Annotated in this window: 12 protein-coding genes; 3 read left to right on the forward strand and 9 right to left on the reverse strand. The window is 72.1% G+C overall.

Annotated features, from left to right (window positions below):
• The 4 genes from ACFYW7_RS16960 to ACFYW7_RS16975 form a co-directional block, all read right to left on the reverse strand.
• Nucleotides 1-666, reverse strand: coding sequence for a VWA domain-containing protein (locus ACFYW7_RS16960; protein ID WP_389502821.1), 666 nt, complete (start codon nt 664-666; stop codon nt 1-3).
• A 17-nt stretch (nt 667-683) separates the two neighbouring features.
• Nucleotides 684-1,169 carry a hypothetical protein gene (locus ACFYW7_RS16965; protein WP_389502823.1) on the reverse strand — a complete coding sequence of 162 codons (486 nt, stop codon included), beginning with the start codon at nt 1,167-1,169 and terminating at the stop codon, nt 684-686.
• On the reverse strand, nt 1,166-2,665 hold the full coding sequence (locus ACFYW7_RS16970) for a methyl-accepting chemotaxis protein (RefSeq protein WP_389502825.1): 1,500 nt from the start codon (nt 2,663-2,665) through the stop codon (nt 1,166-1,168). The genes ACFYW7_RS16965 and ACFYW7_RS16970 overlap by 4 nt, the downstream gene beginning before the upstream one ends.
• A 328-nt stretch (nt 2,666-2,993) precedes the next feature.
• Complete coding sequence (locus ACFYW7_RS16975) at nt 2,994-4,151, reverse strand: acyl-CoA dehydrogenase family protein (protein WP_389502827.1); 1,158 nt, start codon at nt 4,149-4,151, stop codon at nt 2,994-2,996.
• Between the two features lie 189 nt (nt 4,152-4,340).
• Between ACFYW7_RS16975 and ACFYW7_RS16980 the strand changes: the two genes are divergently transcribed.
• Nucleotides 4,341-5,684: a UDP-glucose dehydrogenase family protein gene (locus ACFYW7_RS16980; protein ID WP_389502829.1), complete on the forward strand. Its 1,344-nt coding sequence runs from the start codon at nt 4,341-4,343 to the stop codon at nt 5,682-5,684.
• Between the two features lie 380 nt (nt 5,685-6,064).
• On the opposite strand, the gene ACFYW7_RS16985 is transcribed toward ACFYW7_RS16980, so the two are convergent.
• Nucleotides 6,065-6,577 (reverse strand): CGNR zinc finger domain-containing protein, encoded by a 513-nt coding sequence (locus ACFYW7_RS16985; RefSeq protein WP_389502831.1) that lies wholly within the window; start codon nt 6,575-6,577, stop codon nt 6,065-6,067.
• A gap of 110 nt (nt 6,578-6,687) precedes the next feature.
• Here ACFYW7_RS16985 and ACFYW7_RS16990 point away from each other — a divergent pair, with 110 nt between their 5' ends.
• Entirely contained in the window at nt 6,688-7,047 is a 360-nt protein-coding gene (locus tag ACFYW7_RS16990; RefSeq protein ID WP_389502833.1) for a VOC family protein, read from the forward strand.
• 122 nt (nt 7,048-7,169) lie between these two features.
• On the opposite strand, the gene ACFYW7_RS16995 is transcribed toward ACFYW7_RS16990, so the two are convergent.
• The 4 genes from ACFYW7_RS16995 to ACFYW7_RS17010 all read right to left on the reverse strand — a co-directional run bounded on the left by ACFYW7_RS16995 (nt 7,170) and on the right by ACFYW7_RS17010 (nt 11,603).
• Complete coding sequence (locus ACFYW7_RS16995; protein ID WP_389502835.1) at nt 7,170-8,366, reverse strand: dipeptidase; 1,197 nt, start codon at nt 8,364-8,366, stop codon at nt 7,170-7,172.
• Nucleotides 8,367-8,704: 338 nt separating this feature from the next.
• Nucleotides 8,705-9,904, reverse strand: a complete 1,200-nt coding sequence (locus ACFYW7_RS17000) for a dipeptidase (protein WP_389502837.1) — start codon at nt 9,902-9,904, stop codon at nt 8,705-8,707.
• A gap of 5 nt (nt 9,905-9,909) precedes the next feature.
• Complete coding sequence (gene purE, locus ACFYW7_RS17005; RefSeq protein WP_384795620.1) at nt 9,910-10,434, reverse strand: 5-(carboxyamino)imidazole ribonucleotide mutase; 525 nt, start codon at nt 10,432-10,434, stop codon at nt 9,910-9,912.
• The gene (locus tag ACFYW7_RS17010; protein ID WP_389502840.1) at nt 10,431-11,603 is read right to left on the reverse strand and encodes a 5-(carboxyamino)imidazole ribonucleotide synthase; all 1,173 of its coding nucleotides are present in this window, start codon (nt 11,601-11,603) and stop codon (nt 10,431-10,433) included. The genes purE and ACFYW7_RS17010 overlap by 4 nt, the downstream gene beginning before the upstream one ends.
• 197 nt (nt 11,604-11,800) lie before the next feature.
• On the opposite strand from ACFYW7_RS17010, the gene ACFYW7_RS17015 reads away from it, so the two are divergent.
• Nucleotides 11,801-12,340, forward strand: coding sequence for a GtrA family protein (locus ACFYW7_RS17015; protein ID WP_389502842.1), 540 nt, complete (start codon nt 11,801-11,803; stop codon nt 12,338-12,340).
• The last annotated feature ends 22 nt before the right edge of the window (nt 12,341-12,362 follow it).

Genomic DNA, 12,362 nt, shown 5'->3' on the forward strand with positions numbered 1-12,362 from the left:
TCACATCTTGTCGAGAGAGACGATGGAGAACCCGGGCACGGTGTCGTCCACGGCCAGCGTGAACCCCTGGCCGCCGCCCGCCCCGATGCTCCCGGCGGACCGGACGATCGAGCGGGTCAGGCTGGAGGCGAACTCGCGCAGCGCCTGGGCCGGTGACACCGACGAGTCCTTCTGCATGAACGCCCGGAAGTTGGCGACCCGCGCGATCGTCGGCTCCTGCGCCTCGCCGATGCCGAAGGCGATGATCTTCGGACAGAACCGTGACCGGGTGAGCTCCTTGTACGCCTGCTCCCAGTCGGGGTCGGTGGGGATGCCGTCGGACAGGAAGAAGACCACGGGGCGGTAGACCTCGTGGCCCTCCGCCTTGAGCGCCGCCACATCGGCCTCGACACAGCGCAGCAGGATGTGGAACGCGTCGCGGTACGAGGTGAGCCCGCCCGCGGCAAGCGCGGGCACCGAGTCGATGTCGCTGAGGTCGGCGAGGGGCTGCAGCACGGTGGCGGTGTCGGAGAAGCCGATGAGGCAGAAGCGCGTCTTGTCGGCGACCGTCGGATTGGTGCTGATCTCGTGGTGCAGGTCCGGGAGCGCGCCGTTGATGGCGTCGATCGGCTCGCCGATCATCGACCCGGACTCGTCGCAGAGCAGGTAGAAGGGCAGGATCTGCAAGGTCTCGGACCTCCGGGTCAGTACGTGTAGAAGTAGATCTCGATGTCGGCGTGCCCCGAGGAGGCTCCGCCCTTCCAGAAGTCGCGGGTGGTGGCGGCGCGGAACATGTCCGGACGGGCCTTCTCCAGCAGCGCGTTGACGTCGTGGGCGTAGCGGCCCCCGGAGGCCGGGTCGGTGTGGCGTCCGAAGGTCAGCACGAAGGCGGCGCGTCGGCCCTGGTAGCGGGCGGTCGCCCCGCGCAGGGCGCGCACGATGCCGTCCTCGTCCCCGGCGCGCGCGTCGACCGCCACCTTGACCGGTGTGCGGACCACCGCCCGCGGGCCGGTGTGCCGGGGCTTGTTCCTCGCGGTGGCCGACGTGTCGCCGGAGGACGAGGGGGCCGGCCGCTTCGCGGCCTCGGGGTCGCCCCGGTCCCCCATGGCCACCAGGGCGAGCACGAGCAGCATGTCCGCGAACAGCCAGCCCGCCAGGTGCAGCGGCTGGAACCGTCCACCGCGCCTCATCGGGCCTCGGTCAGGGACGTGGGAGGCAGCTGCCGGGGATCCTTGCGGGGGTCGTCGCCGGGGGGCTTGCGGAGGTCGGGGCGGACGCCGGGGCGGCCCGGTCCTTCGGCCGGAGCGCCTCCCCGGTCCGCGGATGCCCGGTCCTCGAACGCCCCGGTCCCGTCGCCGGGACGGCCACCGCGGTGGGCATGGCTGTGAGCGTGGGCGTGATCGGCCGGATCCGCCGGGCCGGCGTGAGCCCATCTGTCCGCGTGAGCCACCGGGCTCGCGTAAGCGGTCGGACCCGCAGGGGCCGTCGGGCCGGCGTAAGCGGTCGGGCCCGCAGGAGTCGCCCGGCCCGCCCGTTCCTGGCGGTCCGCCCGCAGCTCCTGGACGAGCCGGGCGAATTCGTCGGCGGTCGCCCGCAACACCCCGGTCTGGGCGTTCAGTTCACGCACCGCGTGCTGGGACTCCTCGACCGCGCGGGCCGTCCCGTCCGCCACCTCGGCGAATCGGCCGAGCAGTTGGGCGGAGACGTCCGAGGCCACCTCGATGCCGGTGGTGTAGGCGCGCTGGGAGGCGGCCAGCACGGTGACGGAGTCCTCGACCCGGTCACCGGCGCCCGCGACCGCGCGCCGCACCTCGCCGCTCGCGTCGCGGACCCCGTCGAGTGCCTCGCCGACCCGCGCTCCGCCGTCGCTCAGGGCGGCCTCGACGCGGCCCATCGCGGCCTCCAGGGGCTTGACGGAGGTGTCGATCCCGGCCAGCGTCCGTTCTGCGGACCGCACCGCACCGCCGACGGCCGAGGCGGCCGACGTCAGGTCCTCCTGGACCCGCACGGCCTGGTCGCCCAGCTGCCGCAGGGTCGCGGCGGCTCCGGCGAGTTCGGCCGCGAAGCGCTGCGGGGAACTCGACCGCCGTCCGCCCAGGACGAGTTGGGCGCGGGTCAGCACCGGGACCAAGGCAGCCATCAGCTCCCCGGAGGCGCGGTCCGCGTCCTCCTCCCGGCGGGCGACGGTGGACCGCCGCACACCGTGCACGAGGACCAGGGCGAAGAGCACCGCGATGGCGACGGTGGCGCTCATCGCGACGTGGCCGAAGGTGAACGCGCCGGTGAGGTGCCCCTCGAAACCGGACTGCCACAGTTGCAGGAAGGGCCGGGCGGCGGCCTTCGGGTCGGCGCCGGTCAGCGCCCCGTAGGCGCTCGACGCCCGGGTCAGGCCGTACCAGGTGAGCATCAGCGGTACGAAGACCAGCGCGCCCAGCACCCCTTCGGCGTAGGACCAGATCCGGTGTTCCGCGTCCTGCCCGCCCGCCGCCCGGAGGCTCTCGGGGCGGGCGTAGGCGGCGAGGAGGTCGAGTTCGGACCAGGCGTCCAGCGCGGCGGCGTCCCCGTCCCGCAACGCCGAAGCGAGCGCGGACAGTTCTTCCTTCCGGGTTCCGAGCGCCGGCCGCCTCGCGAGGTTCTCGATGCTCTGCGCGATGACATGACGGTCCATCAGGGCGCCTGACGGCATGCCCACCCCCACAACACGACGGACGCGGGGGTGCGTCGACGGCAACCGGGGATCCCCAACCCGTGCCCCCGCGCCCCCGCCGGTTCACACGCACCAGACGTGCGACCGAGGGCACAGAGAGTACTCCAGCCGCCACGCTCCGCGCATGGACTCCCGGCAGTCCGCCGTCTCCCGCATGGGGCGGGGAACCCGGTCCGCGGGAAAAACGAGAGGTGAGAGGCACACGGAGTGCCTCTCACCTCTGCTGTCCTACGAGTTCACGGCTTCACAGCTTCACGGCTCGACAACTCCGCCGCTCCGCCGCTCACCTTCGCCGGCGCGGGGCGCGCTACGGAAGGTTCCTCGCCATCACGATCCGCTGCACCTGGTTCGTGCCTTCGTAGATCTGGGTGATCTTCGCGTCGCGCATCATGCGCTCGACCGGGTAGTCGCGGGTGTAGCCGTAGCCGCCGAGGAGCTGGACGGCGTCCGTGGTGACCTCCATCGCGACGTCCGAGGCGAAGCACTTGGCGGCGGCGCCCTGGAAGGTGAGCCCCTTGTCCCCGCGCTCCGACATGGCGGCGGCCGCGTACGTCAGCTGGCGGGCGGCCTCGATCTTCATGGCCATGTCGGCGAGCATGAACTGGATGCCCTGGAAGTCGGCGATCGGCTTGCCGAACTGCTTGCGCTCCTGGACGTAGCCCTTGGCGTAGTCGAGGGCGCCCTGGGCGACACCGAGGGCCTGGGCCGCGATGGTGACGCGGGTGTGGTCCAGCGTCTTCATGGCGGTCGCGAAGCCGGTGCCCTCCTCGCCGATCATGCGGTCGGCGGGGATGCGCACGTTGTCGAGGTAGACCTCGCGGGTCGGGCTGCCCTTGATGCCGAGCTTGCGCTCCGGGGCGCCGAAGGAGACGCCCTCGTCGGACTTCTCGACGACGAAGGCGCTGATGCCCTTGGAGCGCTTCGTCGGGTCGGTCACCGCCATGACCGTGTAGTACTCGGAGACGCCCGCGTTGGTGATCCAGCGCTTGACGCCGTTGAGGACCCAGAAGTCCCCGTCACGGACGGCCTTCGTCTTCATGCCGGCCGCGTCCGAACCGGCGTCCGGCTCGGAGAGGCAGTACGAGAACATGCCGTCGCCCTTGGCGAGCGGGGTCATGTACTGCTTCTTCAGCTCCTCGGAGCCGGAGAGGATCACCGGCAGCGAGCCCAGCTTGTTCACCGCGGGGATGAGGGAGGAGGACACGCAGACGCGGGCCACCTCCTCGATCACGATGACCGTCGCGAGCGCGTCGGCGCCCGCGCCGCCGTACTCCTCGGGCACGTGCACCGCGTGCAGGTCGCTGGCGACCAGGGCGTCCAGCGCCTCCTGGGGGAAGCGCGCCTCCTCGTCGACCGCGGCGGCGTACGGCGCGATCTTCGCCTCGGCCAGCGATCGGATCGCGTCCCGGAGCATGTCGTGCTCCTCGGACGGGCGGTACAGGTCGAAATCAGCCGATCCGGCCAAGGTCTCTCACGCTCCAAGGGATGCTGTGCTGGCGACGCTAACTACCGTTAAGTAACACAAATTTTAACGGCCTGCCCGCCGGTAGGGATACGTGAGCTTGCCGACAGGGAGAAAGTGCCCGTGAAAGCGCTCCCCCGAGCCCCGACTATGCTCGGGCGCGCACCGACGCCGCACACCTCAGGAGCACCCATGGCCCTCAAGATCACCGTGATCGGCACCGGCTACCTCGGCGCCACTCACGCCGCGGCCATGGCCGAGCTCGGCTTCGAGGTGCTCGGGCTCGACGTGGTTCCGGAGAAGATCGAGATGCTCCAGCGGGGCGAGGTCCCGATGTTCGAGCCCGGTCTCGAGGAACTGCTGCGCAAGCACGTGGCCGGGATCGAGGGCTCCACGGGCCGGCTCCGCTTCACCATGGACTGGGCCGAGGTCGGGGCCTTCGGGGACGTCCACTTCGTCTGCGTGAACACGCCCCAGAAGCACGGCGAGTACGCCTGCGACATGTCGTACGTCGACTCGGCCTTCGAGGCGCTGGCCCCTCATCTGCACGGCCCCGCCCTCGTCGTCGGCAAGTCCACCGTGCCCGTCGGTTCGGCGGAGCGGCTGGCGGCGCGGCTCGTCGAGCTCTCGCCCGCGGGCGAGGACGCGGAGCTGGCCTGGAACCCCGAGTTCCTGCGCGAGGGCTTCGCCGTGAACGACACGCTGCACCCCGACCGGATCGTGGTGGGTGTGCGCAGCGAGCGCGCCGAGAAGCTGCTGCGCGAGGTCTACACGACGCCGGTCGCCGACGGCTCGCCCTTCGTGGTGACCGACTTCCCGACGGCCGAGCTGGTGAAGACGGCCGCGAACTCCTTCCTCGCCACCAAGATCTCCTTCATCAACGCGATGGCCGAGGTCTGCGAGGCCGCCGGCGGTGACGTCGCGAAGCTCGCCGAGGCCATCGGGCACGACGAGCGGATCGGGAAGAAGTTCCTGCGCGCCGGGATCGGCTTCGGCGGCGGCTGTCTGCCCAAGGACATCCGCGCCTTCATGGCGCGCGCCGGTGAGCTGGGCGCCGACCAGGCGCTGACGTTCCTGCGCGAGATCGACTCCATCAACATGCGGCGCCGCGGCCAGATGGTGGAGATGGCCCGTGAGGCGCTCGGCGGCGGCTCGTTCCTCGGCAAGCGGGTCGCCGTGCTCGGCGCGACCTTCAAGCCGGACTCGGACGACGTGCGCGACTCCCCGGCCCTGAACGTGGCCGGCCAGATACACCTCCAGGGCGGTCAGGTCACCGTCTACGACCCGAAGGGCATGGCGAACGCCAAGCGGCTCTTCCCGACGCTCGGGTACGCCGACACCGCGGTGGAGGCCGTGCGGGGCGCGCATGTCGTGCTGCACCTGACGGAGTGGCGCGAGTTCCGCGAGCTGGACCCGGCGGTGCTGGGCGAGGCCACCTCGTCCCGGATCGTGCTGGACGGGCGGAACGCGCTGGACCCGGAGACGTGGCGCCGGGCCGGCTGGACGTACCGGGCGATGGGGCGGCCGACCGCCTGACGTCCGCCGTCGGCCGGGGCAAAGGGCCGGAGGCCCGGGGACGCGCGAGGCCACTGGCCCGATTCCGTCACCGGCCGGGGCGCTTCGCGGGTGCCGTCGGTCCGATCGGGGTCCTTCAGACGGGTGACGCCGGTCCGGCCGAGGCTCAGTCGGCCGGACCGGCGTCCGTTGCATTCTGCACCACTTCGCTGTGCGCCGACCGGTGACCGCCGCACTCCGTCCGGCCGCCCACCCCGTGCCGGGCCCGACCGCGAGCTGCGCGCCGGTCCGCCGCCCGGCCCGCGTCCGGCCCGGCGGGAGGTCGCGCGCCGCCGGCCTGTTCCCGCCGTACGCCCCACGTGCCCGCTCGTCCGCTGCCCGCCCGGCGTCCGCGCCACCGCCTATTTGGCGCGGTAGCGGCGCATCTTGGCGCGCGCGCCGCACACCGACATCGAGCACCAGCGGCCGCGGGCCGCCGGGGAGCGGTCGTAGTACGCCCAGTGGCAGGTCGGGTCCTCGCACGCCTTCAGCCGCGGCCAGGTGCCCTCGATCAGGGACTCGGCGATCGCGGCGGCGATCCGGGCGGCCAGGGAGGCCGGGGAGGTTCCCTCGCCGGCCGGGACCAGGCGCGCGCCGAAGCCGTCCGCGTCGACCGTCACCCGCAGGGTCGCCCGGGCGAGGAGTTCGTCGAGCGGGGTCACCTCCCGGTGCGCCGGATGACCCGCGTGTCCCAGGCACACCGCCCGCAGTGACTCGCGCAGCTCGCACGCGTCCTCCGCCTCGCCCGGCGCCACTCCGAAGCGCGCCAGCCCCTCGGGCGTGTTCAGGGAGTCGGCACCCGACTCGAGGTTCAGGGTGTTCACCAGGGCCTGGACCAGGGCCAGACCACCCGGCGCGGGCGCTCTGTCATTCATGCTTGCGACGTTACCTCCTGTGCGGCAGCATGGAGTAACCGTTACCGCTTGAAGTGATTCACCGGTAACTCGTCGAAGCCCGTCGAAGCTGGAAGACCACGGAGGAAGTCATGGCACTCGCCAAGCTGGGTACCGTCGTCCTGGACTGTCCCGACCCGCGCGCGCTGGCCGCGTTCTACGCCGAGGTGCTCGGCGGCACCCTCACGGACAACGACGACTGGATCGACCTGGACCTGCCCGGCGGTCAGCAGCTGGCGTTCCAGGCCGCCCCCGGACACGTACCGCCGCGGTGGCCCGCGCCCGACGGGTCGCAGCAGTTCCACCTGGACCTGACCGTCGAGGACCTGGACGTGGCGGAGAAGGGCGTGCTGGCGCTCGGCGCCCGTCCGCTGGACGCCGAGGACAGGGCGCGTTCGTTCCGGGTGTACGCCGACCCGGCGGGGCACCCGTTCTGCCTCTGCGCCGGCTGAGCCCGTCCGGTCGAGGAGCACGTCAGGAAGCCGTTCGGCGCCCGCCGGACACGGACGACGCTCCGGCGGGTCGGGCCCGCCCCGCTCCCCCGGGGTGAGCCGTCCGTCCGGCCCTGCGGTGGTCAGCCGTCCAGGTCGGCGATCTTCGCGGTGGACGGCTCGCGGCGCTGCTGGGCGACGCGGGCCGTGAAGTCCGCGCCGCGCAGGACGCGTTGGACATTGCCCCAGGTGAGCAGGGCGAGGTCGGAAGCCGACCAGCCGCGGGTGATGAGCTCCGCCACGAGACGCGGATAGCAGGACGCGTCGGCGAGATCCTGCGGGTGGGCCGCCCCCGAGTCGTACGTGCCCGAGAGGCCTACGCAGTCCGCTCCCGCGAGTCGGCGCACGTGATCGAGGTGGTCGGCGACGTCCCGTACGGACGGACCGGTCTGCTCGGCGGTGAGCGGGACCATGCACAGCCCCTTGGCCGCGCCCAGTTCGACGAGGACCTCGTCGGGGAGGTTCGACGGATGGGGGCGCAGGGCGCGGGCGGCCGAACGGGTGAACAGGACCGGGGCCTTGGAGGCGGCGAGGGCCCGGCCGGTCGTGGCGTCCGAGGTGCCCGAGAGGTCGGCGAGCACGCCGAGCCGGTTCATCTCGCGGAGCACCTCCTCGCCGAACCGGGTCAGGCCCGCCTCGCTGGCCCAGGAGGCCCCGGCGAGCGTGAGGACGCGCAGGCCGAGCGTGTGCAGGGCGCGCAGGATGCCCAGCGAGTCGCCGAGCGCGCGTGCACCGGCGGGACCGAGGACGACCGCGACGCGGCCGCAGTTGCGGGCGTCGGCGACCTCGCCGGCGCCGTGGGTCATGCGCAGGCCCTCCGGGTGCGCGTGGACCACCGTCTTCACCAGGTCCAGTTGCTCCAGGGTGGCGCCGACGGCCCGGTCCCCGGCGAGCCCCTCCGGCAGGTGCAGCGACCAGAACAGGGCGCCCACGTGCCCTTCGCGCAGTCGCGGTACGTCCGTGTCCACGGCGCTCTCGCCCAGTTCCAGGTCGAACCAGGGCAGGTGGCGCAGCGCCCACGGCAGCCCGCTGTAGCCGTCGGCGACGGGATGGCGGGCCAGGAGGGCGCGGGCCCGCGCCAGCGGGTCGGTGCCCGGACCGGCCGCCGGGGCGCGGTCCGGGGTGCCGGCGGCCGTGTCGAGGCGGGGATCGTGGTCGAGCCGGGGATCTCCGTCGAGGTCGGTGCCGGAGGGCAGGGGCTCGGAGGAGGGCCAGGCAGCGGGCGGACCGAGCGCTCCCACCTCGACGGCGGGGTGCAGTTCGTCCTGCAGTTCTGCCATGACAGGCTCCGTGGGGTGGGCGGCGGCGGTCCCGGTACCGCCACCGTCGCACGGAGCCCGGGGGCCTTCCTGGTGGACGGCGCGTTCGGGCGTACGCCCGGCTCGTACGCCCTCCGACGCCTCCGCCGCGCACCCGTCGATACGTTCCCCGCTTGCCGGGACGGGCCCGTCCGGACCCACGGCAGGAGCATCGGGCGAGGGTCCGAGATCCGCGCGGGACCGGCCCGGCGCACGACGAAGGCGCCTGGGCACACGGCCCGGACGCCTTCAGGAACACCGAGCCCCTGACCCGTGGCCCATGGCTGGTGACCCTTGATCCCAGGTCAGCAGGCGAGCGGTCAGCCGTCCAGCTGTTCCAGCGTCGCGTTCGACGGGGGCCGCCTGGACCGGAGGTCGCGGGCCACGTCCTCCGCCGCGCCCAGGACGCGCACGGCGTTCTGCCAGGTCAGCTTGGCCACGTCCGTGGACGACCAGCCGCGGTCGAGGAGTTCGGCGATCAGGTTCGGGTAGCCGGAGACGTCGTCCAGCCCGTCCGGGGTGAACGCCGTGCCGTCGTAGTCGCCGCCGATGCCGAGGTGGTCGATGCCGGCGACCTCGCGCATGTGGTCGAGGTGGTCGGCGACCGTCGACACGGTGGCGATGGGCCGCGGGTGCTCCTCCTCGAAGACGCGGTGGACCTTCATGCCCTCCGCGGTGGTGTCGAGGTGGTGGAAGCCGTTGGCCCGCATGTTCTCGTCGGCCGCGGCCGTCCAGTCGACCGCCGCCTGGAGGACGAACTTCGGCACGAACGTCACCATCGCCATGCCCCCGTTGGCGGCCAGCCGCTCCAGCACGTCGTCGGGGATGTTGCGCGGGTGGTCGCACACGGCGCGCGCCGAGGAGTGCGAGAAGATCACCGGCGCGGCGGAGGTGTCGAGCGCGTCGCGCATGGTCGTCGCGGCCACGTGCGAGAGGTCCACGAGCATGCCCTCGCGGTTCATCTCCCGGACGACCTCACGGCCGAAGGCCGACAGACCGCCCACCACGGGGACGTCCGTCGCCGAGTCCGCCCACGCGATGTTGTCGTTGTGGGTGAGGGTCATGTAGCGGACGCCGAGCGCGTACAGCCCGCGCAGCGCGGCGAGGGAGTTGTCGATCGAGTGACCGCCCTCCGCGCCCATGAGGGAGGCGATGCGGCCCTCGGAGCGCGCCGCCTCCATGTCGGCGGCGGTCAGCGCGGCCCGCAGGTCCGCCGGATACCGGTCGATCAACTGCCGTACGCAGTCGATCTGTTCCAGCGTCGCGGTGAGCGCGCCGGGCAGGTCCGAGCGGACGTACACCGACCAGTACTGGGCGCCGACGCCGCCGGCGCGCAGCCGGGCCAGGTCGGTGTGCAGGTGGGCGCTCTGGTCGGCGGCGAGGTCCCGGGCGCCGAGGTCGTAGCGGACCTGCTCGCGCAGCGCCCAGGGGAGGTCGTTGTGCCCGTCGACGATCGGGAACTCGCCGAGCAGCGCGCGGGCACGGTCGAGCGAGGGCAGGTCCGGGGAAGGAGAGGTCATGCGCGTCACTTCCCGAAGCCGAAGCCGCCGGCGGCGCCCTCGACCTTGGCGCGCAGTCGCTTGCCCTTCTCGGTGGCCTGGTCGTTCAGCTCCTGCTGGAACTCCCGCATCCGGCCGAGGAGCTCCTCGTCGTGGGCGGCCAGGATCCGCGCGGCCAGCAGACCGGCGTTGCGGGCACCGCCGACGGAGACGGTCGCGACGGGCACGCCGGCCGGCATCTGCACGATGGAGAGCAGCGAGTCCATGCCGTCGAGGTACTTGAGCGGGACGGGCACGCCGATGACGGGCAGCGGGGTGACGGACGCCAGCATCCCCGGCAGATGGGCCGCGCCGCCGGCGCCCGCGATGATCGCCTTGAGGCCGCGCTCCGCGGCCTGCTCGCCGTACGCGATCATCTCGTGCGGCATGCGGTGCGCGGAGACGACGTCCACCTCGTAGGGGATCTCGAACTCGTCGAGCGCCTGCGCCGCGGCCTCCATGACCGGCCAGTCGGAGTCCGAACCCATGACGATGCCTACAACCGGGCTCATTCGGTGATGGTCCCTCTCAGGTAGCCGGCAGCGTGACGGGCGCGCTCCAGCACGTCGTCCAGGTCGTCGCCGTAGGTGTTGACGTGGCCGACCTTACGGCCGGGCTTCACGTCCTTTCCGTACATGTGGATCTTCAGCTGCGGGTCGCGGGCCATGCAGTGCAGGTACGCGGAGTACATGTCGGGGAAGTCGCCGCCGAGGACGTTCGCCATGACCGTCCACTTCGCGCGCGGGCGCGGGTCGCCGAGCGGGAGGTCGAGGACCGCGCGGACGTGGTTGGCGAACTGGGAGGTGATCGCGCCGTCCTGGGTCCAGTGGCCCGAGTTGTGCGGGCGCATGGCCAGTTCGTTGACGAGGATGCCGGGCTTCCCGTCGGCGTCGCGGGTCTCGAAGAGCTCGACGGCCAGGTGGCCGACGACACCGAGTTCCTTGGCGATGCGCAGGGCCAGTTCCTGGGCCTCGAGGGCCAGCTCCTCGGCGATGCCGGGTGCCGGGGCGATCACGGTGTCGCAGACGCCGTCCACCTGCCGGGACTCGACGACGGGGTACGCGACGGCCTGGCCGTGCGGGGAGCGGACGACGTTCGCCGCGAGTTCCCGTACGAAGTCGACCTTCTCCTCGGCGAGGACGGGCACGCCGGCGCGGAACGGGTCGGCGGCCTCCTCCAGGGAGCGGACGAACCAGACGCCCTTGCCGTCGTAGCCGCCGCGGACGGTCTTCAGGATGATCGGGAAACCGTCGCCCCCGGCCCCTTCGGCGAGGCCTTCCGCGGCGAACGCGGCGACGTCCTCGACGTCGGTCACGATGCGGTGCCGCGGGCACGGCACACCGATCCCGTCGAGCTTCGCCCGCATCACGCCCTTGTCCTGGGCGTGCACGAGCGCGTCCGGGCCGGGGCGGACGGGGATGCCGTCGGCCTCCAGGGCCCGCAGGTGCTCGGTCGGGACGTGCTCGTGATCGAAGGTGATCACGTCACAGCCCCGCGCGAAGTCACGCAGCGTGTCGAGGTCGCGGTAGTCGCCGATGACGACTTCACCGACGACCTGCGCCGCGGATTCCTGGGGGGTGTCACTCAGGAGCTTGAACTTGATGCCGAGCGGGATGCCCGCCTCGTGTGTCATACGAGCGAGCTGGCCACCGCCGACCATGCCGACTACCGGGAACGTCACGCTCCAAGAGTATCGGCCGCGCCACCGTGGCCGGTTTCCGCACCGACAAGACCGATTTTCCGTTCCGGTGACCCCGTCTTTTCTTACCTGTGAACCCAGTCACGGGCGCCGCGCGGAGGGGCTGGTTAGCATGGCCGGGTTGACGTAACGCATCAGATGATCGACGACATGACCCACCGACAGGGGCTGGCGACACCATGGGCAGTGCTTCCTCGGGGCCTCAGGCGGGGCCCCGCAGCGCGGTTCGGCGCCGCTTCGACCTGCTCTTTCGCGAGGTCGCCAAGTTCGGCGCGGTGGGCGGTGCGGGCCTGCTGGTCAACCTGCTCGTGTTCAACGTCGTACGTCATCTCACGGGCCTGCAGGTCGTGCGGGCCAGCGTCATCGCCACGGTCGTGTCCATCGTCTTCAACTACGTCGGGTTCCGCTACTTCACCTACCGGGACCGCGACAAGGGTGGCCGCACCAAGGAGCTGACGCTCTTCCTGCTGTTCAGCACGGTGGGACTGGTCATCGAGAACGGTGTGCTGTACGCGGCGACGTACGGTTTCGGCTGGGACAGTCCGCTGCAGAGCAACATCTTCAAGTTCCTCGGCATCGGCGTCGCGACGCTCTTCCGCTTCTGGTCCTACCGCACCTGGGTGTTCCGGACGCTTCCGGCCCGGGAGGCCGTGGCCAGTGCGGAATCGTTCCTGGACGAGGAGCCCGAACCAGAACGGCCCCGAGCCCGGGTGAACTGATCCCCGAGGACCGTTCCCGTTC

Origin of the sequence: Streptomyces sp. NPDC002580 (assembly GCF_042889485.1) — a bacterium.
Classification (GTDB): Bacteria; Actinomycetota; Actinomycetes; order Streptomycetales; family Streptomycetaceae; genus Streptomyces.